General features: G+C 57.4%; 23 protein-coding genes. 13 read left to right on the top strand and 10 right to left on the bottom strand.

The genetic code is table 11. The features are described 5' to 3' along the window. The first annotated feature begins 163 nt into the window (after positions 1-163). A complete protein-coding gene (locus tag N6L24_RS06295; RefSeq protein ID WP_271843809.1) occupies positions 164-1351 on the top strand; it encodes a glycine C-acetyltransferase in 1188 nt (395 codons plus the stop codon). 14 nt (positions 1352-1365) lie between these two features. Next, positions 1366-2394, top strand: a complete 1029-nt coding sequence (gene tdh / locus N6L24_RS06290) for an L-threonine 3-dehydrogenase (RefSeq protein WP_271843973.1) — start codon at positions 1366-1368, stop codon at positions 2392-2394. A gap of 294 nt (positions 2395-2688) precedes the next feature. On the opposite strand, the gene N6L24_RS06285 is transcribed toward tdh, so the two are convergent. The 3 genes from N6L24_RS06285 to N6L24_RS06275 all read right to left on the bottom strand — a co-directional run bounded on the left by N6L24_RS06285 (position 2689) and on the right by N6L24_RS06275 (position 6323). After that, positions 2689-3432, bottom strand: a complete 744-nt coding sequence (locus tag N6L24_RS06285; protein ID WP_271843808.1) for a metallophosphoesterase — start codon at positions 3430-3432, stop codon at positions 2689-2691. A 68-nt stretch (positions 3433-3500) separates the two neighbouring features. Then, the gene (gene serA / locus N6L24_RS06280) at positions 3501-5093 is read right to left on the bottom strand and encodes a phosphoglycerate dehydrogenase (RefSeq protein ID WP_271843807.1); all 1593 of its coding nucleotides are present in this window, start codon (positions 5091-5093) and stop codon (positions 3501-3503) included. Positions 5094-5183: 90 nt separating this feature from the next. Then, positions 5184-6323 (bottom strand): phosphoserine transaminase, encoded by a 1140-nt coding sequence (locus N6L24_RS06275; RefSeq protein ID WP_271843806.1) that lies wholly within the window; start codon positions 6321-6323, stop codon positions 5184-5186. Positions 6324-6551: 228 nt separating this feature from the next. Here N6L24_RS06275 and serB point away from each other — a divergent pair, with 228 nt between their 5' ends. The 5 genes from serB (at position 6552) to N6L24_RS06250 (ending at position 10712) form a co-directional block, all read left to right on the top strand. Next, the gene (gene serB, locus N6L24_RS06270; RefSeq protein WP_271843805.1) at positions 6552-7427 is read left to right on the top strand and encodes a phosphoserine phosphatase SerB; all 876 of its coding nucleotides are present in this window, start codon (positions 6552-6554) and stop codon (positions 7425-7427) included. 2 nt (positions 7428-7429) lie between these two features. Beyond that, entirely contained in the window at positions 7430-8212 is a 783-nt protein-coding gene (locus tag N6L24_RS06265; RefSeq protein WP_271843804.1) for a TSUP family transporter, read from the top strand. Between the two features lie 84 nt (positions 8213-8296). After that, positions 8297-9361 (top strand): bifunctional transcriptional activator/DNA repair enzyme AdaA, encoded by a 1065-nt coding sequence (locus tag N6L24_RS06260; RefSeq protein WP_271843803.1) that lies wholly within the window; start codon positions 8297-8299, stop codon positions 9359-9361. Beyond that, on the top strand, positions 9358-10122 hold the full coding sequence (locus N6L24_RS06255; protein WP_271843802.1) for an isocitrate lyase/PEP mutase family protein: 765 nt from the start codon (positions 9358-9360) through the stop codon (positions 10120-10122). The genes N6L24_RS06260 and N6L24_RS06255 overlap by 4 nt, the downstream gene beginning before the upstream one ends. Positions 10123-10178: 56 nt before the next feature. Beyond that, positions 10179-10712: a DUF2478 domain-containing protein gene (locus N6L24_RS06250; protein ID WP_271843801.1), complete on the top strand. Its 534-nt coding sequence runs from the start codon at positions 10179-10181 to the stop codon at positions 10710-10712. On the opposite strand, the gene N6L24_RS06245 is transcribed toward N6L24_RS06250, so the two are convergent. From N6L24_RS06245 to N6L24_RS06235, 3 genes are read right to left on the bottom strand one after another with little or no spacing between them, the layout of a single operon-like run. Then, positions 10666-11463, bottom strand: a complete 798-nt coding sequence (locus N6L24_RS06245) for an iron chelate uptake ABC transporter family permease subunit (protein ID WP_271843800.1) — start codon at positions 11461-11463, stop codon at positions 10666-10668. The genes N6L24_RS06250 and N6L24_RS06245 overlap by 47 nt on opposite strands. After that, the gene (locus N6L24_RS06240) at positions 11456-12196 is read right to left on the bottom strand and encodes a metal ABC transporter ATP-binding protein (RefSeq protein ID WP_271843799.1); all 741 of its coding nucleotides are present in this window, start codon (positions 12194-12196) and stop codon (positions 11456-11458) included. The genes N6L24_RS06245 and N6L24_RS06240 overlap by 8 nt, the downstream gene beginning before the upstream one ends. A 2-nt stretch (positions 12197-12198) precedes the next feature. Continuing rightward, positions 12199-12684 carry a transcriptional repressor gene (locus tag N6L24_RS06235; RefSeq protein WP_271843798.1) on the bottom strand — a complete coding sequence of 162 codons (486 nt, stop codon included), beginning with the start codon at positions 12682-12684 and terminating at the stop codon, positions 12199-12201. 86 nt (positions 12685-12770) lie between these two features. Here N6L24_RS06235 and N6L24_RS06230 point away from each other — a divergent pair, with 86 nt between their 5' ends. From N6L24_RS06230 to N6L24_RS06210, 5 genes are all read left to right on the top strand, one after another. Further along, positions 12771-13814 (top strand): zinc ABC transporter substrate-binding protein, encoded by a 1044-nt coding sequence (locus N6L24_RS06230; RefSeq protein WP_271843797.1) that lies wholly within the window; start codon positions 12771-12773, stop codon positions 13812-13814. A gap of 89 nt (positions 13815-13903) precedes the next feature. Further along, positions 13904-14956, top strand: coding sequence for a glycosyltransferase family 2 protein (locus N6L24_RS06225; protein ID WP_271843796.1), 1053 nt, complete (start codon positions 13904-13906; stop codon positions 14954-14956). A 34-nt stretch (positions 14957-14990) separates the two neighbouring features. Next, positions 14991-17225 carry a glycosyltransferase family 2 protein gene (locus N6L24_RS06220; protein WP_271843795.1) on the top strand — a complete coding sequence of 745 codons (2235 nt, stop codon included), beginning with the start codon at positions 14991-14993 and terminating at the stop codon, positions 17223-17225. Between the two features lie 59 nt (positions 17226-17284). Continuing rightward, the gene (locus N6L24_RS06215) at positions 17285-18283 is read left to right on the top strand and encodes a hypothetical protein (protein ID WP_271843794.1); all 999 of its coding nucleotides are present in this window, start codon (positions 17285-17287) and stop codon (positions 18281-18283) included. Positions 18284-18768: 485 nt separating this feature from the next. Further along, positions 18769-19608 (top strand): class I SAM-dependent methyltransferase, encoded by an 840-nt coding sequence (locus N6L24_RS06210; RefSeq protein WP_271843793.1) that lies wholly within the window; start codon positions 18769-18771, stop codon positions 19606-19608. On the opposite strand, the gene N6L24_RS06205 is transcribed toward N6L24_RS06210, so the two are convergent. The 3 genes from N6L24_RS06205 to N6L24_RS06195 all read right to left on the bottom strand — a co-directional run bounded on the left by N6L24_RS06205 (position 19605) and on the right by N6L24_RS06195 (position 21322). Beyond that, the gene (locus N6L24_RS06205; protein ID WP_271843792.1) at positions 19605-20624 is read right to left on the bottom strand and encodes a LacI family DNA-binding transcriptional regulator; all 1020 of its coding nucleotides are present in this window, start codon (positions 20622-20624) and stop codon (positions 19605-19607) included. The genes N6L24_RS06210 and N6L24_RS06205 overlap by 4 nt on opposite strands. Before the next feature lie 171 nt (positions 20625-20795). Further along, a complete protein-coding gene (locus tag N6L24_RS06200; protein WP_271843791.1) occupies positions 20796-20915 on the bottom strand; it encodes an entericidin A/B family lipoprotein in 120 nt (39 codons plus the stop codon). A 173-nt stretch (positions 20916-21088) separates the two neighbouring features. Further along, positions 21089-21322, bottom strand: a complete 234-nt coding sequence (locus N6L24_RS06195; protein WP_271843790.1) for a hypothetical protein — start codon at positions 21320-21322, stop codon at positions 21089-21091. A gap of 165 nt (positions 21323-21487) precedes the next feature. Between N6L24_RS06195 and N6L24_RS06190 the strand changes: the two genes are divergently transcribed. Beyond that, the gene (locus N6L24_RS06190) at positions 21488-21676 is read left to right on the top strand and encodes a PLD nuclease N-terminal domain-containing protein (protein WP_271843972.1); all 189 of its coding nucleotides are present in this window, start codon (positions 21488-21490) and stop codon (positions 21674-21676) included. 167 nt (positions 21677-21843) lie between these two features. On the opposite strand, the gene N6L24_RS06185 is transcribed toward N6L24_RS06190, so the two are convergent. Continuing rightward, positions 21844-22341 carry a Dps family protein gene (locus tag N6L24_RS06185; RefSeq protein ID WP_271843789.1) on the bottom strand — a complete coding sequence of 166 codons (498 nt, stop codon included), beginning with the start codon at positions 22339-22341 and terminating at the stop codon, positions 21844-21846. Positions 22342-22833: the final 492 nt, after the last annotated feature.

Genomic DNA, 22833 nt, shown 5'->3' with positions numbered 1-22833 from the left:
ACTGACGATTTTTTGGAAGCGCCCTTCTGGGCGCTTTTACTTTTTGTGGGATTTGCGTCAAAAAAATCCGTGATTACGGATATTTTCCAACATATCAAATTTCCCCTATTTCGGAAATAACTCCGCTATGATAGAAATGCCTCCGTAATTAAGGAGTCGACCCATGTCTGATCAATTCATCGCGCATATCAATTCAACGCTTGAGCAAATCGAAGCCGAGGGTCTGATGAAGCGCGAGCGAATGATCACCTCCCCTCAGGGGGGCGAGATTGCGGTGGGCGATCGTCAGGTGATCAACCTCTGCGCCAACAACTATCTGGGACTGGCCGATCACCCCGACCTGATCAAAGCCGCCAAAGACGTGATGGACCCTAAAGGGTTTGGCATGGCGTCGGTGCGGTTCATCTGCGGCACGCAGGACATCCACCGCACGCTCGAGCAGCGCATCGCAAAATTTCTCAACAAAGATGACAGCATTCTATTTGCCGCCTGCTTTGACGCCAATGGCGGCCTGTTCGAACCCCTGCTCGGGCCAGAAGACGCGATTGTTTCTGACAGCCTGAACCATGCGTCGATCATTGATGGTATTCGACTCTGCAAAGCCAAACGCTTCCGCTACGCCAACAACGACATGGCAGATCTGGAAGCCAAACTCAAAGACGCCCGCAATGCCGGCGCGCGCCATGTGATGATCGCCACCGATGGGGTGTTCTCTATGGATGGCTATCTGGCGAACCTGCCTGAAATCACCCGCATCGCCAAAGAATATGACGCCATCGTCATGGTGGATGATTGCCATGCCACGGGGTTTATGGGGCCGCGCGGCGCGGGTACACCCGATCACTTTGGCGTCGATGTTGACATCCTGACAGGCACGCTGGGCAAGGCGCTGGGTGGGGCCATCGGCGGCTATATCGCCGGGCCGCAGCCGGTGATCGACCTGCTGCGCCAACGCGCACGCCCCTATCTGTTTTCAAACTCGCTGCCCCCGGCGATTGTCGCAGCGGGCATCGAAGCCATCCGATTGGTCGAAGAAGGTGCAGAGGCGCGCGCGCAGCTCTTTGAGAACGCGCGTTATTGGCGCGCCGGGCTGACCAAGCTGGGTTTTGAGCTGCTTGACGGCGAGCATGCGATTATTCCTGTCATGCTGGGCGAGGCTCAATTGGCGCAAGACATGGCCGCGCGTCTGTTTGACGAAGGTGTCTATGTTTCGGGTTTCTTCTTTCCGGTGGTCCCGCGCGGTCAGGCCCGCATCCGCACGCAGATGAATGCCGCACTGACCCGTGACGAACTGGACCGCGCGCTGGCCGCCTTTGGCAAGGTGGGCAAAGATTTGGGGATCCTGTCATGACCAAACCCAACACAATGAAAGCGCTTGAGAAATCCAAACCCGAAGAAGGGCTGTGGATGGTGCAAGCGCCTGTGCCCGAAATTGGCCCGGATGACGTTCTGATCAAGGTCAACAAAACAGGCATCTGCGGTACGGATATTCACATCTGGAATTGGGATGATTGGGCCAGCCACACCGTGCCCACACCGATGATCACGGGCCATGAATTTGCGGGCGAGATCGTCGAGATTGGCCGCAATGTCACCGGACTGAGCATCGGGCAGCGCTGCTCGGGCGAGGGGCATCTAATCGAGACCGACAGCCGCCAGTCCCGCGCCGGTAAATTCCATCTTGATCCGGGTACGCGCGGTGTTGGGGTCAATGTGCAGGGGGCGTTTGCGCAGTACCTGAGGTTGCCGGCGTTCAACGTTGTGCCCCTACCAGAGGACATCCCCGATGAGATTGGCGCCATTCTGGACCCGCTCGGCAATGCGGTGCACACCGCGCTCAGCTTTGATTTGCTGGGCGAAGACGTGCTGATCACCGGCGCGGGTCCCATTGGCATCATGGCCGCGGCTGTGGCCCGCCACGCCGGTGCGCGCAATGTGGTGATCACCGACATCAACCAAGATCGATTGGCGCTTGCGCAACACGTCGTGCCCTCGGTGCGCCCCGTTGATGTGACCAAAGAGGATCTGAACGACATCAAGCACGAGCTCAAGCTGCGGCAGGGCTTTGATGTCGGGCTGGAGATGTCGGGCAACCAGCAAGCTTTGGACCAGATGGTCGAGGCGCTGGTAATGGGCGGCAAAATCGCGCTCTTGGGCATTCCGCCCGGCAAATCCCCGGTGGATTGGTCGCGCATTGTCTTTAAGGCCATCACCATCAAAGGCGTCTATGGGCGCGAGATGTTTGAAACCTGGTACAAGATGATCGCCATGCTGCAAAACGGGCTCGATGTCAGCCGGGTCATCACGCATCGCTTTGGGGTGGATGATTTCAAAGACGGCTTTGTTGCGATGAAATCCGGGCAATCCGGCAAAGTGGTACTGGATTGGACCTAAACCAAAGCGGCGGGTGTTGTACCCGCCGCTTTCAGTCTTAGTATTTGAACGTCTTAAACAACGTCGACTCCCCGAAACTGTCCAACAAGCGGATCATGCTTGGGGTCTGCTCTTTCTGAGCGGCCACAAACTTCTGGAATGCACCCGAAGTCTGCTCTGCTGTCTGCATCTGACGTGCCTTTTGCATAAGTTCACCTATACCTCACACGCCCCCACAACCTGAGCTTGCAAGATCAGACAGGGCAAAACCATGCGCGAATTGCGGCGCAAACCGGGATCTTTGGTTAAAGCAGGTTAAACGTTTTCGCCCTGCGGGCTGAGCGGGACCCGCCCATCTTCGGTCAGCAGCCAGACATCGCGCCCCTGCAGTACCGCCGGATAGAGCGGCCGCCCATAGGCCGCCCCGCCATCCAAATTTACGCGGTTGCCGCAGTGCTCTGGATAATCGCGCGCGGTGTGCCCATGCACGATCAGCTTTCCGAAATCTCTTGTGTCACTTAGAAACGGCTCGCGTATCCAGACCAGATCCTGCTCGTTCTGGGCGGTCAGCGGCACATCCGGGCGAAGGCCCGCGTGCACAAAGATATGGTCATCGGTTTGGTGCCACCGCGTGAGCGCGCGCAGAAACTCGCGATGCGCCTGCGGCACCGCTTTCAGCGCCTCAGCGTGCACCGCCTCAAGCCGAATACCCTCAGGCACAGCCACCCCGTAAGAGGCCAAAGTCGTCTGACCGCCGAGATCCGGATGCAACCAGTAATGGCCAACTTTCAGATGTGGGTCATGGCGGGGCGTCTCTTCCAGGAACCATTCAAACAGCCGGTCATGGTTGCCCTTTAGCGCGGTCCAGGGTTTGCCATCGGCCAGCCCCTTGCGCAGCAATTCGATCACCGCGGCTGAATGAGGTCCACGATCAACATAATCCCCCAGAAACACAATCGGCGCATCCGGCCCGCCATCGCGCTCAATGCGGTCCAGCGCAATCAAAAGCTGGTCGATCTGACCGTGAATGTCGCCAACGGCATAAATGGGCTGGGTCATGTGATCCTCAAATAAAAAAGACGCCGCCCGCGGGCGACGCCTTATGTCTAATCAGAAATGCGGGATGATCAAACGTCAAACCGCAGTGTTTTGATCTGGCGGAACTTGCCGGTGTCCGCGAGTTTTTTCTGCACGTCGGCCGGCACTTCTTCATCGACGTACAAGAGAGCAATCGCGCCGCTGCCAACATCGGAGCGACCAAGGGTAAAGTTGGCAATGTTCACGCCGTTTTCGCCCATGGTTTGACCAAGCGTCCCGATGATGCCCGGCACGTCTTCGTTGGTGGTGTAGAGCATGTGCTCGCCAATTTCGGCGTCAATATTGATGCCTTTGATCTGGATGAAACGTGGTTTGCCATCCGAGAAGACAGTCCCCGCGATCGAGCGCTCGCGCTCTGCTGTGACAACGGTGACTTTGATGTAGCCATCAAAGCTGCCGGATTTGTCCTGATTGGTGGTGCTGATCTTCATGCCGCGTTCTTTGGCAACCACAGGCGCAGAAACCATGTTCACATCTGGGTTGGCTTTTTTCAGAATGCCCGCAATCACCGAGCAGTTCAGCGCAGCCAGGTTCATGTCGGCAACAACACCGTCATAAAGAATGTTGATTGCAGTGATCGGCTCATCCGTCATTTGGCCCGCAAAGGCACCCAGGTGATCGGCCAGCTTGATCCATGGGCCCATGATCTTGGCTTCTTCGGCGGTCACAGATGGCATGTTCAGCGCGTTTTCAACCGCGCCGGTCAGCAGATAATTCGACATCTGTTCAGCCACCTGCAGGGCGACGTTTTCCTGCGCTTCGGTTGTTGCCGCGCCCAGGTGCGGGGTGCAAACCACATTTGGCAGGTTGAACAGCGGGTTTTCTTTGGCCGGCTCTTCGGCAAACACGTCAAAGGCCGCGCCAGCAACATGGCCGGATTTCAACAGCTCGGCCAGGGCCGCTTCGTCAACCAACCCACCACGGGCACAGTTGATGATGCGCACGCCTTTTTTGGTTTTGGCGAGGTTTTCCGCAGACAGGATATTCTTGGTGCCATCGGTCAGCGGCACGTGCAGCGTGATGAAATCAGCGCGCGACAGCAGATCGTCCAGCTCAACCTTTTCAACGCCCATCTTGTCAGCTTTTTCCTGCGACAGGAACGGGTCAAACGCGACGACTTTCATCTTCAGGCCACGGGCGCGGTCGCAAACGATGCCCCCGATGTTGCCCGCACCAATCACGCCCAGCGTTTTGTTGGTCAGCTCAACACCCATGAACTTGGATTTTTCCCATTTGCCCGCGTGGGTAGACACCGAGGCTTCGGGGATCTGGCGCGCCACGGCAAACATCATCGCAATCGCGTGCTCTGCGGTGGTGATCATGTTGCCGTAAGGCGTGTTCATGACGATCACACCTTTTTTGGAGGCCGCTTCTTTATCCACGTTGTCGGTGCCGATGCCCGCGCGACCAACAACTTTCAGATTTGTGGCGGCTTCCAGAATGGTTGGGGTCACTTTGGTGGCCGAGCGGATCGCAAGGCCATCATATTGGCCAATCACTTCGGCCAGTTTTTCTTTGTCTTTGCCCAGTTCAGGCATGAAGTCGACATCAATGCCGCGATCGCGGAAGATCTGGACAGCGGTTTCAGACAGTTTGTCAGATACAAGTACTTTAGGGGCCATGGGTTTGGTCCTTTTTCTGGTGCGCCGGGCTAAAGCCCGGCCTACAAATTCGGTGATGTTTGGGTAGGCCGGGCTTCAGCCCGGCACACCTTATGCGTTGATTTCTGCGTCAAAGGCCCATGCAAGCCATGGCAGCATCGCTTCGATATCGGCGGTTTCGACCGTGCCGCCGCACCAGATCCGCAGACCGGCTGGCGCGTCACGATAGGCCCCGATATCCAGCGCGATGTTTTCCGCTTCCAGACGTTTGGCCACGGCTTTGGCAAAGGCCGCGCCATCTTTGATGCGATCATCTGTGAACTTCAGGCACACCGAAGTGTTGGAGCGCGTCGCGTCGTCTTCGGCCAGATTGGCGATCCAATCATTGGCGTCGCAGAAATCAAACACCGCTTGCGCGTTCGCATCAGCCCGCGCGATTAGCCCCTCTAGGCCGCCGACAGAGCGCGCCCAGTCCAGTGCAAACAGGTAATCTTCCACCGCCAGCATCGATGGCGTGTTGATGGTTGCGCCGGTAAAGATACCCTCGATCAACTTGCCGCCTTTGGTCATGCGGAAGATCTTTGGCAGAGGCCAGGCCGGTGTGTAGCTTTCCAGTCGTTCAACAGCGCGTGGGCTCAGCACGATCACGCCGTGGGCTGCTTCGCCGCCAAGAACTTTCTGCCAAGAGAAGGTGGTGACATCCAGCTTGTCCCAGGGCAAATCCATCGCAAAGGCCGCCGAGGTTGCATCACAGATAGTCAGGCCCGCGCGGTCTGCGGCGATCCAATCGCCGTTTGGCACGCGCACGCCAGAAGTGGTGCCGTTCCAAGTGAAAACCACGTCATTGTTGAAATCAACAGAGGCAAGATCAACGATCTGACCATAGTCTGCAATCTTGGCTTCGGCGTCGATCTTCAGCTGTTTGACGACATCTGTCACCCAGCCCGCGCCAAAGGATTCCCATGCCAGCATCTCAACTTTGCGTTCGCCCAACAGCGACCACAGAGCCATTTCAACCGCGCCAGTGTCTGACGCAGGAACGATGCCGATTTTGTAATCTGCGGGGATACCCAGAACTTCGCGGGTGCCTTCGATGGCATCCTTCAGCTTGGCTTTACCAACAGCTGCGCGGTGGCTGCGACCCAATGGGGCGTCAGCGAGTTTGGACAATTCGAATGTAGGGGGTTTGGCACATGGGCCAGAGGAAAAGCGCGGGTTTGCCGGGCGCGCTGCCGGTTGCTGAGTAGCCATTGCTGGTATCCTTACAGATAAATGCCTCTCGTTGGGGAGAGGTGTCCCACCGCCGCTCTTAGAGGGCGCGCGCGCCTGTCGCAACAGGGAAAATAACGCCCCGACACCTATTATCGCTAAAATCATGCGCCGCAGGTTTACGATCGGAAACAACGCGCCAGACTAGAATTCAGCAACGTCATAGGATAGTTGGCCTGCAAAACCACGCATCTTTCGGACACACGCCCCATGTTTATCGCCACGCTTCTGACCTCTCCTGCCAATCCCGCTTTGGACGCTGCAACCGTCGAAAACCTGCGCAATGCCTGGGGCGGGGGCACGGCGCAGTGGCTTGCAACGGGCGAAGCGGCCGAATTTTCCTTGGCCCAAAAGCCCGACAATCAATGGGACGTATGGGCGGATCTTCAGACGCTTGGCATTGATCTGATCATTCTGCCCGCTGAGGAGCGCCAAAAGAAAATGCTGCTGGCGGATATGGACAGCACTATGATTGAGCAAGAATGCATCGATGAGCTTGCCGATGTCGCCGGGGTTGGCGCGCGCGTCAAAGACATCACCGCCCGCGCGATGAACGGCGAGCTGGATTTCGAAGGCGCGCTGACCGAGCGCGTCGGCCTGCTGAAAGATCTGGATGAAAGCGTCATCTCAGAGGTGATCGACACCCGCATCAGCTTTATGCCCGGCGGCAAGGCACTGCTGGCCACCATGAAAGCCAATGGGGCCTATGCCGCGCTGGTTTCGGGCGGGTTCACCGCGTTTACGGGGCATGTCGCGGCGACGCTGGGCTTTGACGAAAACCGCGCCAACACATTGCTGGTGGAAAATGGCAAGCTGACCGGCGATGTCGGGCGGCCGATTTTGGGGCGCGAAGCAAAAGTGTCCGCCCTCAAAGAGATCACAGAGCGTCTGGGCCTCTCTCATGATGAGGTGATGGCCGTTGGCGATGGGGCCAACGATCTGGGCATGCTGGGTCTGGCGGGCGCGGGCGTGGCCCTGCACGCCAAACCTTCGGTGGCCGCTGAATGCGATATCCGCATCAATCACGGCGACCTGACCGCGCTGCTTTATATCCAAGGCTACGCCAAATCTGACTTTGTCGCATAGCTATGTTTGAGGTCACGCTTGAGGTCCTGGCGCTGTTGTTGCTGGCCGGTTTCGCGGCGGGCTTTGTGGATGCCATTGCCGGGGGCGGCGGGTTGATCACAGTGCCGGTGCTCTTGCTGACCGGGGCCAACCCTGTGACGGCGCTGGCAACCAACAAGGTACAGGGCGTTTTTGGCGCGGCCACCGCTGCGCTGAGCTACGCCCGCGGCGGTCATGTCGACCTGCGCAGCCAGATCATCCCCGCGCTGATATCGTTTGCCGCCTCCATCGGCGGGGCGCTTTTGGTGACGGTTCTGCCGACCACACTCATTCGGGTGATCTTGCCCGCTGTTCTTGTGGGTATTGCCGTTTTCTTTGCGACCAAACGCGGGTTGGATGACAGTGACCGGGCACGACGCATGGCACCGGGCATCTTCATGCTGACACTGGTGCCGCTGATTGCCGGCTATGACGGGCTGCTTGGGCCCGGCACCGGCAGCTTTTTCATGCTCGCCTTCGTGTCGCTTGGCGGTTACGGCATCCTGAAAGCGACGGCGCACACAAAACTGCTCAATTTCGCCTCAAACGCCGGGGCACTGCTGGCCTTTGCGGTGGTGGCCACCCCCTGGTGGCTGACTGGGCTGGCGATGGGCGTGGCGCAGATTTTCGGCGCGCGTTTGGGGGCCCGGCTGGCGCAGCGCATCGGGGCAAAATTGATCAAGCCGTTGCTGGTTGTCACCTCTTTGGTGCTGGCAACAAAGCTCTTCTGGGACATGTTTCAAACCTCGGCCGCTTCACCTTTTTAAAAACACTCAAACACGCGCCTGCAAAATGACTTCAACGCCCGATTTTAGGCGGCACGGCACAGCGACTCGCGTTAATCTTGGCGCATGATGTTTGACCTGCCTGATCACCACACACTTTATGATGCGCTCTGCGCCCGGGATGACCGTTATGATGGCCGCGCCTGGGTCGGCGTCAGCTCGACCGGGATTTTCTGCCGCCTGACCTGTCCGGCGCGCAACCCCAAGCCGGAAAACTGCCAATTCTTTCCCAGCATCAGCGCCTGTATCGAGGCCGGGTTTCGCCCCTGCAAACGCTGTCGCCCGCTTGCGCCTGCCGCAGCCGCAGAACCGGTGATCCAAATGTTGCTCAACGCGCTCGAGGCAGACCCGTCCTATCGCTTTCGCGAAGAGGATATCGCCGCCATGGGGCTGGATCCCTCAACCGTGCGGCGCGCCTTCAAACGCCACTATGGCATGACCTTTCTGGAAATGGCGCGCCAACGCCGGTTGCGCGACGGGTTTACCACCCTGGCCAATGGCGGGCCGGTAATTGACGCACAGCTCGACGCTGGATTTGAAAGCGCCAGCGCCTTTCGCACCGCGTTTGGCAAGCTTATGGGGCAAAGCCCGGGCAGTTTTGCCAAAGACGCACTGTTGCGCGCAGATTGGATCGACACGCCACTGGGCGCGATGGTCACGGTCTGCGATGCGCGCACCGTGCATCTGCTCGAATTCATTGACCGCAAGGCGCTGCCCAGATCGCTCAAGAAACTACAAAGCTACGCCAAAGGGTCGCTTGGCTTTGGCAGTTTTGACGTGACCGCGCAGCTGAAAGCAGAGCTCGCGGCTTTCTTTGCCGGACAAAACGCTGCCTTTTCAGTACCGCTTGCTTATCACGGCAGCGCGTTCACCCAGCAGGTCTGGCGCGCATTGCGCGAAATTCCTGCTGGCGAAACCCGCTCTTATTCGGATATGGCTCAGGCGATCAATCGACCGACAGCAATGCGCGCGGTGGCGCGGGCCAATGGTGCCAATCAAATTGCCCTGATCATTCCCTGCCATCGCGTGATTGGCGCGGATGGGTCGCTGACCGGCTATGGCGGCGGGTTATGGCGCAAGCAACGGCTGATTGAACTGGAACAGAACTATAGGACCACATCGCCACGATGACACAGGCAGAACAGGCCGTCGCTTTCGCCGCGTTGCACCAAAAGGGCAACCCTCTGAACCTTTACAACATCTGGGACGCCGGATCGGCCCGGGTGATCGTCGGGGCGGGCGCAAAGGCCGTGGCCACCGGCAGTTGGTCGGTCGCCGCATCGCAGGGGTTTGACGACGGCGAACAGCTGCCGCTTGAAATGGCCTTGATGACAATTCATCGCATCTGCAAATCCGTGGATGTTCCGGTCAGCCTGGATTTCGAAGGCGCCTATGCCACAGGGCCGACGGCGGTGGCCACCAATGTCACCCGCGCGATGAAACTCGGCGTTGTCGGGATCAATCTGGAAGATCAGGTGGTGGGCGGCAAAGGGCTTTATAAACTGGCCGACCAGGTCAAACGCATTGCCGCGGCCCGGGCTGCCGCGCAAGAATTTGGCATTGAGCTTTTCATCAACGCGCGTACGGACGTGTTCCTGAACGAGCCAAATCGTGAGTGGCACGCAGGCTTGATGCCGCACGCCATGGAGCGCCTCAGCGCCTATGCCGACGCCGGGGCCAGCGGGCTGTTTGTGCCCGGACTGGTCGACGGAGCGCTGATTGGCCGACTTTGCGACGCCTATGATTTGCCGCTGAATGTGATGCGTGTGCCCGATGCTTTGCCTTTGGCAGAGTTGACTGAGCTTGGCGTTGCCCGCATCAGCCATGGCCCCGGCCCCTATCGTCAGGCGATGCACGATCTGGCCCTCAGCTATCTTGCAGGCATGACATAACCGCTGACATTCCGCGCGCGCCTGCCTATATCTGCGTCAGGACAAAGGACGCAAATATGAAAATCGCCTACACAATGACCGAAGGCAAAGGGGATCTGGATCAGATCCTTTACACATTCGCCATGGCTGAGATTGCCAAAGGTGCAAAGCTGGCGGGGGTGGTGCAGGTTAACAGCGATCGCGAGGATTGCGCGCTTTGTGATATGGATGTGCAGGTGCTGCCCGATGGGCCGACCATCCGCATATCGCAATTTCTCGGACGGGACGCAAAGGGCTGCCGGCTTGATCCAGCCGCGCTGGAGCAGGCGGTGCGCGAGGTGGAAACGCGCCTGTCCGGCGACACCGCGCTTTTGGTGCTCAACAAATTTGGCAAACACGAAGCTGGAGGCCGCGGCTTTCGCCCCATGATTGCCCAGGCCATGACGCTGGACATTCCGGTTGTCTGTGGTGTGAACGCACTGAATCTGGAGGCTTTTCAGGAATTTTGCGGCGGCACGGCCGAACTCGTGCCGCCAACGGCTGAGGCGCTATCGGCCTGGACCGCTAATGCGCTCGCACGCGAAACCGCCCCAGCATCAGACCCAGAATAAAAAACCCCGCTGCAGCGCAGACAATACTGGGGCCGGTCGGCGTGTCATAGACATAGCTCATCCGCAGCCCCAAAAAGGCGGAAAGCGCGCCGATCAGCGCCGCGCCCACTGCCATAGATTCCGGATTACGCGCTAAGGGCCGGGCCGCGGCGGCCGGGATGATCAACATCGCCACAATCAGCAAAACGCCGACAACTTTGATCGCCACGGCCACAACCACGGCCAGGCAAAGCGTCAGAACCAATTGCTCGCGTTTCGGGTCAATGCCGCTGGCATGGGCCAGATCCGCATTCAAGGTTGCCGTCAGCAGCGGCGACCAGCGAAAGGCCATCACGGCTGTCACCAGCGCCGCGCCAATCCAGATCACCGCAAGATCCGCATGGGCCACTGCCAGAATGTCACCAAACAGATAGGCCATCAGATCTATGCGTACGTCAGAGATAAAACTGGTGGCCACCAGCCCGGCGGCCAAAGCCGAGTGGGCCATGACGCCCAGTAACGTATCCATGGCAAATCCCTTGCCCGACAGCGAAGTGACCACCAAAGCCATGATCAAGGCCACCGCCAAGGTGCCCGAGACCAGCGGCAGTGAAAACGCAAGCGACAGCGCCACTCCCAAAATGGCTGCGTGGCTGGTGGCGTCGCCGAAATAGGCCATCTTGCGCCAGACAACGAAACATCCCAAGGGCGCAGCAGCAATCGCAACGCCAATGCCGGCCAGCACCGCGCGCACCAAAAAATCGTCAAGCATGGGTGCACCCTTCGTGGTTTTCGTGCTCATGGGTGTGGTCATGGTCATGGCGGTATAGCGCCAGCGCGCCATGTGTGCCGGTGCCAAAGAGCGCGCGATATTCCGGGGCAGAGGCGACGATATCTGGCGTGCCATGGCAGCAGACATGTCCATTCAGGCAGATCACCCGGTCGCTGGAGCTCATGACCACATGGAGTTCATGGGACACCATCAGGACCGCGGCGTTGAGCTCGCGGCGGATCTCTTCGATCAAGCGATAAAGCGCCGCAGATCCGGGCTGATCCAGGCCGGTTGTCGGTTCGTCCAAGATTAAGAGCTGCGGGTTGTCGAGCAGCGCGCGCGCCAACAGCACACGCTGAAACTGCCCGCCGGACAGAGCAAACATCTGGCGTTCGAACAACTCCTCTGCGCCGACACGCCGCAGCGCCTGGTGCTTTGCCGCGCGGCCGCGTCGCCCGGGGAGGTCAAGGAAACGCTGCACGGTAATCGGAAGCGTTTCATCTATCTGAAGTTTTTGCGGCACATAGCCGATCCGAAGACCCGCTTGCCGTTTGACCGTTCCTGAATGGGGTTTCAGCGCGCCGACAATGGCGCGCAGCAAGCTGGATTTACCGGACCCGTTGGGGCCGACAACGGTGACGATTTCGCCCGCATCAATCGCAAAATCCACATTGCGCAGCGCCACGTGGCCGCCGATGCGGATCGACATATCCTGCGTTTCAACTAGGCTCATGATCAGCGCGCCACAGCGTCGGGCGACTGGCAATTGGGGCATAGCCCCTCTGCCTCAACCACCCTCGCCTCAATGGCAAAACCGATATCCGCGGCCGCGCCATCTAGGCCACTGGACACCTGCGCAGGCGTTTCGACCACATGGTGGCACGCCCGGCAAATCATGAATGCCGGTGAATGCGTCGCCCCCGGGTGGGCGCAGGCAATATAGGAGTTGAGCCGCTCAATCTTGTGCACAAACCCATGGCCAACCAGAAAATCCAAGGCGCGGTAGACCACAGGCGGCTGGCTGCCGACGCCTTCAGCGGCCAGAATGGCCAAAATGTCGTAGGCCCCCATAGCCTTGTGTTCGCTCAGCAAAATTTCGAGCACCCGGCGCCGGGCTGGTGTGAGCTTGAGTTTGTTTTCGGCGCAAAACCGCTCTGCCGTATCCAGCGCCGACCCCACGCAGCGCGCATGATCATGGCGCTCAAATCCGTGTACACCCAATTTACTGCTCCCCAAATCAAGACTTGATACAGAATAACATTTCAGTTAGAGGACTTCAAACTGTTATAACATATCATGGATGCCCGATGTTCAAACACGCCCTCGCCCTGAGTTGCCTGCTGTCAGCCCCCGCCCTTGCGGATGCCCCCAAAGTCACCACCGACATTGCCCCGGTGCATGCGCTGACAGCGCGGGTCATGCAAGGCGTGGGTACACCCGATCTGTTGCTGCCGCCCGGTTTGTCGCCGCATGATTATGCAATGCGCCCGTCCGATGCGCGAAATCTGCAGTCGGCGGATCTGGTGATCTGGATGGGCGAGGCGCTCACCCCTTGGCTGGAACATCCGCTGGAGACCTTGGCCCAGAATGCGCGCCAGATCGAATTGCTGCATCTGGATGTGACCGAAGTGCTGCCAACGCGCACAGATGCCGTGTTCGCTTCGGGCGATGACGATCACGGCGATCATGACGATCACGATACGCACCACGATCAAGAGCACGGCGATCACCATGAGGATGATCACGACACAGATGCGCATCACGACCATGACCACGAAGAGGCGCATGAGAGTCACGAAGATGCCCATGGCCAGGATGACGGCCACAACCACGGCGCCGAAGACCCACATGCATGGCTGTCGCCTGAAAACGCGCAAGCTTGGATGATCGAAATCGCCGCGCAATTGGCCGAAATTGATCCCCAGAACGCCGAACTTTACATGACCAATGCCAAAGTTGGGGCCAGCGAAATCGCAGCCCTGACCGAAGAATTGCAGACCCGCCTTGCCCCGCTGAGCGGCACAGAGTTCATCGTCACGCACGACGCTTTCCAATATTTCGAACACAGCTTTGGGCTGACCTCTGCGGGGGCGCTGCAGGTCTCAGACGCGGTACCGCCCAGCGCCGCGCGTCTGGCCGCCATCCAGCACGAGATTGAAGAGCATCAGATCACCTGTATCTTTTCCGAACCGCAGCTGAGCGACGCGGTGCTACGCTCTGTCGCGCCCAAAGGCACAGTAAGCGCCACGCTTGACCCGCTTGGGAGCCGCCATGCCATCGGCGCGACACTTTATCTGGGTCTGCTGCACGATCTCGCAGAAGCAACCGAAAGCTGCCTGACCGCAAACTAAGACCCGCGACCTCTTGCGCCGCTCACAACATTGCCCATGGCCAAGCCGCCATGACATGTTAGGGTGGCGCAAAAAGAGGCACCCCAGTCTTGAAACTGACATGCGTGACATCCGTTCGGGACGAAGGCCCCTATCTGCTGGAGTGGATTGCCCACCACAAAGCGGCCGGGGTGACAGACTTTCTGGTCTATTCCAACGACTGCAGCGACGGCACAGATGACATTCTGAAAATATTGCAACGCGCCGATGTGGTGCGCCATGTCCCGCAAGAAAAGACCAGTGGCCAATCTGTGCAGTGGCAAGCGCTGAAAGCGGCCTGGAAACACCCTTTGTGCAAAAAGGCAGATTGGATCTGGGTCGCGGATTGCGATGAATTCATCAATGTCAAAACCGGGTCACATCGATTCCAGGATCTGATCGCCGCTGTCTCCCCCGAGGCAGACGCAATTGCGCTGCAATGGCGCCTCTTTGGTCACAACGATATCGTTGATCTGGCCGATGCCCCTGTTACGCAGCAATTCACCCGCGCCATTGCCCCCGACGCGCAATACCCGATTGCCGCAAGCCTTTGCAAAACGCTGTTTCGCCCGGCAGGGCCCTTCAACATGCTGGGCGTCCACCGGCCCAAACAGAAAGACCTGTCCAAGGCCCGGCGGCCGATCTTTGTGGACGGAGGCGGGGCATTCCTGCCCGAAAGCTTTGCGAAAAACCCGGCGCGCATTTCGCTATATGGGATGCCCGCCGGACGCGGCCTTGCCGAGCTCAATCACTATGCTATCCGCTCGGCCATGGCGTTCCTGCTTAAGCGCGCGCGCGGTCTGCCCAATCGCAAAAAGAGCATTGATCTTGCCTATTGGGTTGATCGCAACTTCAATCAGACAGAAGACCGGTCCATTGACGCCATGCGCCCCGCAACAGAAGCGGTGCTGCAGGACCTTCTGAAAATTCCCGGCCTCCAATCCCTGCACGAGGCTGCAGTGGCACATCATCGGGCGAAATTTGAAACCCTGATTGCAGAGCCAGACAATCAAAAGCTGATGACACAGATCTTGACCGCCGGCAGCAGTGTCACCCTGCCTGCGGATTTGCAGAAGCGTCTGATTTCATGGTACCATCAGGCCCAATCAAACAGTGGTGATTAAGCCCACGTAAAGCAGGCCGCAGGTACACAGGCATATGACAGCCGCCTTTCAGACCCGCACCATCTGTCATCAGATGGTTGGCGACAGCCTCCTTTTGGATGCCGTGTCAGGGGCTGAACACGCGCGGGTTTTCTTTGCCAGTGGCCCTCCCGTCAGCGGCGCAAAAGCGGGCGTGGGCAGCAAAGTTGTCGCGCGCCAAACCATCGGGGGCGCTTTGGTGCTGACGGTGCGTGCGGGTGATCCCATGATCCTCAAGACAGATGCAGGCCGCGCCAAAATCGCGCTCAGCGCGCCGGAGCTTGGGCTGTTTGAAGATCAAAATACGCTTTTGGGCATCCGCAACGGCGAAAGCGCGGGCATCACCGGCGACTGGCTGCGATGGCATGTCGAAAATCACGGCGCAACCGCCGCGCTGATCGTGGATCGCGCCAAACCCGAGGGCAACAGCGCCTACCTGAACACTCTGCGCAAAACGGTCGCTCAGATAAAGGGGCTGAAAACCGTCACAGTTGTGCAATTTGACGCGCCGCTCGGACGCGCCGACCTGCCAGCAGAACACCACCCGTTCTGTGCGCCCGACGCGCCCGGCAAAGATCGGATGAAAGTGCCCGCCCCTGCCCCGTGGCAGGCCCCGCTGGGCCAGCTCAGCCTGTTTGAAATATTGCGCCACAGGTTTCTAGATCGCGCGCGGGCCGTCGCCTTTCTTGAAATATCGGACCTCTTGCAACCGCAGAGGGGCGACACTGTGTTTGACACCGCGCAGAATGACCCTGGCGGCTTTGTCCCTCTGATCGGACAACACGTTTACCCCTGGCGCGTGCGCAAAGGGGAGGACGCGCATTTTGCTGATCATATCTGCCAGCCCTTTGACAGCACCAACCAACGCAAACGCTGGTGTGTCGCCCCCGCAGTGGCCGGGCCCGGTGCCACCTGGCGCTATGTCCGCATCACCGGAACCCCCTCCAGCCGCCAATCGCCTATCCCCTTCTGGCGCTTTATGGGGCTGCGCCATCCGGTGGATTCGGTGTCAAAAATCGTGCCCAAAACAGCGCTGATTGAACATGACGCCTTGCTGGCGCTGGCACAGGACACATTTGGGCATAAACCTGTGCGTATGCCCGAAATGAAGGCACCGAAAGTGAACCGGGCCCGCAACTCGGTCACGATCATCACCACGATGAAAAACGAAGGTCCGTTTATTTTGGAATGGATCGCCTATCACCGGGCCATCGGGGTCGATAATTTTCTGGTCTACACCAATGATTGCACCGACGGCACAGATGCGTTTCACGCGCTTTTGCAGGACAAGGGTATTGTGCAACACCGCGATAACCCGTTCAAATCCACAGGTCTAAAGCCGCAACACGCGGCTTTGCAGGCCGGAGAAAACGAAGAGATCATCAAATCTGCAGATTGGGTGATCTGCATGGATGTCGATGAATTCATCAATATAAAAACCGGCGACGGCACGCTGAAAGCTCTGTTTGACGCGGTCCCCAATGCCAACATGATTTCGCTGACCTGGCGACTGTTTGGCAATTCCGACATCCATGATTTTGCGGACCGGCCAATCATCGCAGACTACACGCGCTGCGCGCCAGAGATGGCCCGCAAGCCGCATCAGGCCTGGGGGTTCAAGACCCTGTTTCGCAATATCGGCCTGTTCAAAAAACTTGGCGTGCATCGGCCCAAGGGCCTGAACCCGCAACTGTGGGAGCAAATTCATTGGGTCAATGGATCAGGCGCGGCGATGCCCAAAGAATTTTATCGCAATGCCTGGCGCAGCACGCAAAGCACCGTGGGTTACGATCTGGTGTGCCTTAATCACTATGCGGTGCGCTCCGCTGAAAGCTTTCTGGTCAAACGCGACCGCGGCCGCGTCAACCACGTCGATCGCGATCAGGGGCTGGCCTATTGGTTCCGCATGAATTTCAACGTTGAGGAAGACAGGTCCATTCAGCGCATGCTGCCGGCGCTGCAGCGCGAGATGGACACGCTCTTGGCCGATCCGGATATCGCTGCAATGCACGCGCGCTGCGTCACGGCGCACCGCGCCAAGATTGATGCGCTGAAAGCCACAGACAACTACGCCGCCTTTTTTGACGAGCTGACAGGCCCGCGCATGCAACGCCTGTCACGGATGTTGCCCAATTTCGGGGCCAATGTGTTCCTCGCCGGTCCCAGCGTCATCCCGGACGAGGTCGCATTTGGCGATCAGGATCCGGACTTCTTCTTTACGGTGGCGCGTCAGGACACCACCGCACATTAACGCAAGACAAGTGGAAACAGTGCGCGTAAACTGTTTCCAATTAAGAAAAAGAGCAGAGCATGGCAAAGCTACCTGAAATCGCAAGCCTCTGGATTGGCAAGGAATTGTCGTGGCTTGAGCAGCTTTGCCTGAAATCTTTTGCCGACCACGGGCATCACATCACGCTCTATAGCTATGAACCCATCGCCAATGTGCCGCCCGGCGTTGATGTCGGCGATGCGGCCGAAATCTTCCCGGCAGAGCCGATGTTTCGCCATGCCATCACAGGCAGCCCGGCGATCCATGCCGATCTTTGGCGGCTTAATTTGCTGAAGCAGACCCAGAAAATCTGGGTGGATGCGGATGTCCTTTGCTACCAGCCCTTTACCTTTACGCGACAGTCGGTTTTCGGCTGGGAGAAGGAGGGGCTGGTGTGCAACGCCGTGCTTGGCCTTCCGAAAACCAGCCGCACGCTGAAGGGGTTGATGGAATTTTTCAAAGACCCCTATGCCATTGGCCCTTGGCTGAAACCCCATCAGATCGCGGAGCTGGAAGAACAGCGCGATGCCGGCACCCCAGTGCATATGACAGAGCAAAACTGGGGCTTCACCGGCCCTGCCGCTGTCACCTGGTTCCTGCAGCAATCTGGGGAAATCAAATATACCGAACCCAAAGAGGTGTTTTATCCCGTCAGCTTCAAACATCGCAATCACATGATTCTGAGCCGGTTTAACCCCGAAGAAAATCTAACGCCGGACACACGCGCCATTCACCTTTGGGCGCGACGCCTTAAGCCACGAGTGAGCGAATTTGCGGGCGGTAGACCGCGGCGCGGCTCCTTCCTTGATCGGCTGTTAACTCAACATGAGGTAAACGCTGATGCTGCGCCAATTGCGCCACGGCAATTGAAGCTTTCTGGCAGTTCCGAAGATCCACGCTTTCGGGCGATGATCGCCATAGAAGCCCTGAAGGGGGACAGCACGATCCGCGAATTGGCGAAAAACAATAATGTTGAACCTAAGCAAATCCGCCGTTGGCGCACACAACTGGTGTCCGATGCCGCCAAGTTGTTCAAATAGGGCTGACACGAGCGACGAGGCGCAAGACATTCAACGCTCACTCCGTGATCTTGTGGGCCCAGATGGGTTTTTAACTGGTTCAAAAAGGTCGTTTTTTATAATGCGTCCATGTGGCACTCTGCTATGACGTGGGCTCTGCAGAAAACTGGAGAAATCAAAAGCGCGGAACCAGTTTTTTCATGTTATCCTGTCTCCTTAAAGCATCGAAACCACCTAATTATTAGTAGATTTGATCCCGCTGAAAAATTCAAATTTCACACACGCGGTGTATACTTTTTGGGCGCGTAGAATGAAACTAGGCCTTGAAGAGAAGCATAATAACATCCCTCGTCGCGGATCGTCTATGGATCAACCGCTATTGAAACATGAGATCGAAGGCAAGCAGGCTCCCATTTTTCCGAAGGAAAGCGCTCGCCGAGAACAATCCCTTGCCCCCTTGCCCCCTTGCCTTCAAAAGTTGAGAGTTTGACGACAGGAAAAAAATATTGTTTGCAGAGGATGAAACGTTCATCAAGGAAACAGATTGCCAAATAATCAAAAACGACGCATTCCCGATAGAAAGAGCCGGGGCAAATCCCGTCGTGAAAACCACAAGAGGAACAGGAATGAAAAAACCAGAAATTGACAGCTCAGTTTTTGACGACCGGGACTACTTAAACATCATATTACAACGCAGCGAGGTTATGCATGATGTGTCAAAAGCCGGTAAGCTCGTCAAAGCATGGTCAGAGGGTGATGAAACGGGGCTGCTCAAGGTTGTCTCTGAAAAAGGCTCCTTACTCGCCGAACGCGCATTTGCAGATATTTCCGAAGAATTTGAAGTAATACTAAGCTCCCTTAACGGTTGGGTTCCCAAGTCGGTAGCGGATGTTGGATGTGGATACGGGTTTTTCTCATTGCTTTGTGCCCGTGCCTTCAATTCGAATTTATTCCTAATTGACGTTGAAGAGAACGATCATCGGCATTTTGGGTTCTCCAAGGAAGGCGCAGCATACTCCAGCCTGCAACGTGCAGAACAATTTCTGGCCAAAAATGGTGCAGGAAATGTAAAGGTAACCTCACTCAATCCTTTGGAAACTGATGTCTGTTCAGCCGGAGATATTGATTTGGCTGTAAGCCTTTTGGCTTGCGGGTTTCACTTTCCGGTCGACAGTTACCTGGAATTCTTCGAAGAAAATGTCGTTCCAGGCGGCAGAATCATATTAGATATTCGGCAGAAGAAATTTGAGTCACAAGTTAATACTTTAGCACATCTGGGCCATATAGAAGTTATTAGTGACGCTTGGAAGAATCGGTCTCGTATTATGATTACAAAGCCTTCCTAGCGGCGCTTAAGCGTATCCCCAAAGGCGATGGTTGGGGAAAGCTCAACGAAACTCTCGACGTCTTCGTTGTTCACCCGCGCGGTGATAATTTCGGCGGCGCGGCGGCCGGATTCACGGCGGCAGGCATCCATGCTGGCCAGTTTGCGCGGCAACCCTTGCAACAACTCAACCCCGTTAAAGCCCGCCAATCCGATCTGGCCGGGCACATCAATGCCCTGATCCAGCAGATACAGCAGACCGCCCGCGCCTATCATATCGTTTGAATAATAAAGGAAATCCAGATCCGGCGAGCGTGCCAGCATCGCTTCTGTCATCTCGCGCCCCTTGGCGAGCGCGGAGCCGCCGGAATAGAATTCTTGGTCTTCGACCTGAACCCCGCCCTTGGCAAGAGCCTCGGTGAACCCTTCAAAGCGTTTGCGCGCACGGTGATCTAGCGGCATCTTGGTGCCAAGGAAGCCAATTCTGCGATATCCTGCCTTCAGAATAGCGTTCGCCATCTCGCGCCCGGCGCGGCGATGGGAAATACCAACAGCCGCATCCACCGGGCGTCCGTCGACATCCATGATCTCAACCACCGGAATACCCGCAGCGCGCAGCATGGCGCGGGCGGCATCCGTATGCTCCAGCCCCGCAATGATCACCCCGGACGGGCGCCATGAGAGCATTTCATAAAGCACCTTTTCTTCTTTTTCCGGCATATAGTCGGTGACACCGACCACCGGTTGCAGATCCGTGCTTTCCAGCACTTCGCTGATGCCGCTGAGAACCTCGGGAAAGACCATGTTGGACAAAGACGGAATGATCACCGCCACCAGGTTGACCCGCTGGCTGGCCAAGGCCCCCGCGATCTTGTTGGGGACATAGCCCAGTTCTTTCGCGGCCTGCAGAACCTTTTGCCGCGTCGCTTCAGAGACATCGCCCCGGTTGCGCAATACGCGACTGACAGTCATTTCAGATACGCCGGAGGCTTCGGAGACATCGCGCAGGGTGAGCGAGCGGTGTGCGTCTGTGGTCACGAAATGAATTCCTTTGCAAGTTATCGCAATGATATCGCGAGGTCTTTGCAATGATCAAGCAACACGCAGGCTTGTGGCGCATTTCCTTTCGGGCCGCGTCAAATGCGCAATGAAAAACGGCGCCCCCATAAGGTGCGCCGTCAAAGGTCATTGGTCATACCACGCAGAGGATCAGTTTGCGCCAGCTTGAATGGCTTCACCTGTATTCTCGACGTCTTGGCCAAACCCTTCGATGGTTTCACAAGCGGTGACGCCCATCAGAGCAAACATAATCACAAATGCACGTAGCATGGTTTTTCCTTTCATGATGCGTTGATCATTTCACTGTAAAGAGACAACCCCCGTGGGTGCATAAAGTTCCCACCAGGCTTTCTGCGCGCAGCCTGCCGGCACGAAAAGGCCCCGCTTTTTCAAACGGGGCCAGAGAATTTCGCCACATTGTTCGCTGGGCGAAGACAGGTGAATTAGTTGCCCTCTGCAGCGCCTTCGACAGCCTCAGCTGCGCCTTCTACGGCTTCGCCTGCACCTTCGACGGTGACTGTTACGCTGTCTGACGCTGTATCGGTCCCCCCGGCGAATACGAAGTATGCCAGGATAGCCACGACAACGACCAAGGCACCGATGATTACGCCCATGCCCGCGCCACCTGTGGTGGTGGTGGTGGTCGTCACGTGTTCGCTTCGGTCTGGTTGTGCCATCTTTTCGATCCTTCTGTAGGTCATGTGATGTGGGGTAAACCCGCTAGAGCAGGGATATGTTCCATCAAAACGACTCCGTTGGGCATCGCAGGGCCACGCGCGCAAGGGAACAAAACCCCCCGCATCCGTGTTGATCTCTTAAGGAACAAACGAATGGAGACGACCATGGACGTCGCAGGAATTGGCGGTTTTTTTGTACTGGTGCTGAATGTCTGGGCCATCGTTTCGATTGTTGGCTCAACCGCATCGACCACCCGTAAAGTCATTTGGACAATCCTCGTCCTTCTGTTGCCGGTGATTGGCTTTGTCATCTGGCTGGTGATCGGTCCACGCCCGGCAAAAAGCAAAGCCTGATCACTTTCAACATCCGCAGACAACCAAAGGGGCCACACGGCCCCTTTTTGCTTTTCGCCCTTCTGGGGCAGTCTGATGCCAAACAAAAAACCCCGGTCCAATGGACCGGGGCTTGGGACTCTGTTCACTCGTTACACAAAAAAACAAAAACTGATCCGTCGCCGGAATTACTTCGCGGCCATAGAGCGCAGCATCCAAGCGGCCTGTTCATGGAAAGCAGAGCGCGCAGTGGCCAGATCCTCGGTCACTGGGTCGTTTTGATCCCCGGCGATCTTGATCAGCGCGTGCAGACGATGAGCGACACGTTCGTGATCGGCGGCCAGGATTTCACACATTTCACCTGCAGAGGGGGCGGTGTTGTCGTCCTCGATCACGGAATTGCTCACGATCTCAGCCATGGTCATCGGCGCAATCTGGCCAATGGCGCGCATCCGCTCGGCCAAGACGTCGGCGGCCGCGAACATATCTTCGTATTGCCCTTCGGTCAGATTGTGGATGGCATAAAACAGCGGCCCTTCAACATTCCAATGGAAGGCATGGGTTTTGAAAGTCAGGCGATAGGTATCTGCCAGAACCTGCCCCAGACCGCTCGCAATCGTTTCCGGTTGGCGTACACCTGAAGAAATTTCTTTGGTGGAGGGAACAACGTTTAATGGCTGTGTCATAACTCGTCCTTTCAACTAAGGGGCAGCGGCGGCGTATTGCAGATACGGGTCCTGCATGATCCCAGCGCGGCTGCCCACGTGGCTTCACAGGCACAACACCAACAACAGCGGCAGCGTTCCGAAAATTTGGGGATTAATTCTGGGAACTTTGCCGCGCGCCGGACGTTCGAGCACGGGCGCCTGGTCGCCATCCAGAAAACAAAGAAAGTGGCCCGGCGGAAGTCCCACCGGGCCAAGCACACATTCCCTAGGTCTAGAGATACTCTTTATCGCACTATCGGTGACTCACGCATTGTTGCGAGGATCGACCTTTCGGGCAGACCCCTGTCGGGGCCTGCCCTATCGGCACCATGACAGGCAGTTTTGCTGGCGTTTTCGGCACGAGGTAATTACCCGAAACCGCCGACAAAATTGCTTCCATGATACGACCGTGAAACTGTTTCAACTCAGGAAGGAACCGCTTTGAGATCGCGCGTGTTGCGTTTTGATACC

It is taken from the genome of Cognatishimia sp. SS12, assembly GCF_028369055.1.
Taxonomy (GTDB): domain Bacteria; phylum Pseudomonadota; class Alphaproteobacteria; order Rhodobacterales; family Rhodobacteraceae; genus Cognatishimia.
This window is presented reverse-complemented; position numbering and strand designations above follow the sequence as displayed.

What these genes read in the sequence shown, in the direction of transcription:
- N6L24_RS06295 (WP_271843809.1), top strand. Translation starts at nt 164, where the DNA reads ATGTCTGATCAATTCATCGCGCATATCAATTCAACGCTTGAGCAAATC.
- tdh (WP_271843973.1), top strand. Translation starts at nt 1,366, where the DNA reads ATGAAAGCGCTTGAGAAATCCAAACCCGAAGAAGGGCTGTGGATGGTG.
- N6L24_RS06285 (WP_271843808.1), bottom strand. Translation starts at nt 3,432, where the DNA reads ATGACCCAGCCCATTTATGCCGTTGGCGACATTCACGGTCAGATCGAC.
- serA (WP_271843807.1), bottom strand. Translation starts at nt 5,093, where the DNA reads ATGGCCCCTAAAGTACTTGTATCTGACAAACTGTCTGAAACCGCTGTC.
- N6L24_RS06275 (WP_271843806.1), bottom strand. Translation starts at nt 6,323, where the DNA reads ATGGCTACTCAGCAACCGGCAGCGCGCCCGGCAAACCCGCGCTTTTCC.
- serB (WP_271843805.1), top strand. Translation starts at nt 6,552, where the DNA reads ATGTTTATCGCCACGCTTCTGACCTCTCCTGCCAATCCCGCTTTGGAC.
- N6L24_RS06265 (WP_271843804.1), top strand. Translation starts at nt 7,430, where the DNA reads ATGTTTGAGGTCACGCTTGAGGTCCTGGCGCTGTTGTTGCTGGCCGGT.
- N6L24_RS06260 (WP_271843803.1), top strand. Translation starts at nt 8,297, where the DNA reads ATGATGTTTGACCTGCCTGATCACCACACACTTTATGATGCGCTCTGC.
- N6L24_RS06255 (WP_271843802.1), top strand. Translation starts at nt 9,358, where the DNA reads ATGACACAGGCAGAACAGGCCGTCGCTTTCGCCGCGTTGCACCAAAAG.
- N6L24_RS06250 (WP_271843801.1), top strand. Translation starts at nt 10,179, where the DNA reads ATGAAAATCGCCTACACAATGACCGAAGGCAAAGGGGATCTGGATCAG.
- N6L24_RS06245 (WP_271843800.1), bottom strand. Translation starts at nt 11,463, where the DNA reads ATGCTTGACGATTTTTTGGTGCGCGCGGTGCTGGCCGGCATTGGCGTT.
- N6L24_RS06240 (WP_271843799.1), bottom strand. Translation starts at nt 12,196, where the DNA reads ATGAGCCTAGTTGAAACGCAGGATATGTCGATCCGCATCGGCGGCCAC.
- N6L24_RS06230 (WP_271843797.1), top strand. Translation starts at nt 12,771, where the DNA reads ATGTTCAAACACGCCCTCGCCCTGAGTTGCCTGCTGTCAGCCCCCGCC.
- N6L24_RS06220 (WP_271843795.1), top strand. Translation starts at nt 14,991, where the DNA reads ATGACAGCCGCCTTTCAGACCCGCACCATCTGTCATCAGATGGTTGGC.
- N6L24_RS06215 (WP_271843794.1), top strand. Translation starts at nt 17,285, where the DNA reads ATGGCAAAGCTACCTGAAATCGCAAGCCTCTGGATTGGCAAGGAATTG.
- N6L24_RS06200 (WP_271843791.1), bottom strand. Translation starts at nt 20,915, where the DNA reads ATGCTACGTGCATTTGTGATTATGTTTGCTCTGATGGGCGTCACCGCT.
- N6L24_RS06195 (WP_271843790.1), bottom strand. Translation starts at nt 21,322, where the DNA reads ATGGCACAACCAGACCGAAGCGAACACGTGACGACCACCACCACCACC.
- N6L24_RS06190 (WP_271843972.1), top strand. Translation starts at nt 21,488, where the DNA reads ATGGACGTCGCAGGAATTGGCGGTTTTTTTGTACTGGTGCTGAATGTC.
- N6L24_RS06185 (WP_271843789.1), bottom strand. Translation starts at nt 22,341, where the DNA reads ATGACACAGCCATTAAACGTTGTTCCCTCCACCAAAGAAATTTCTTCA.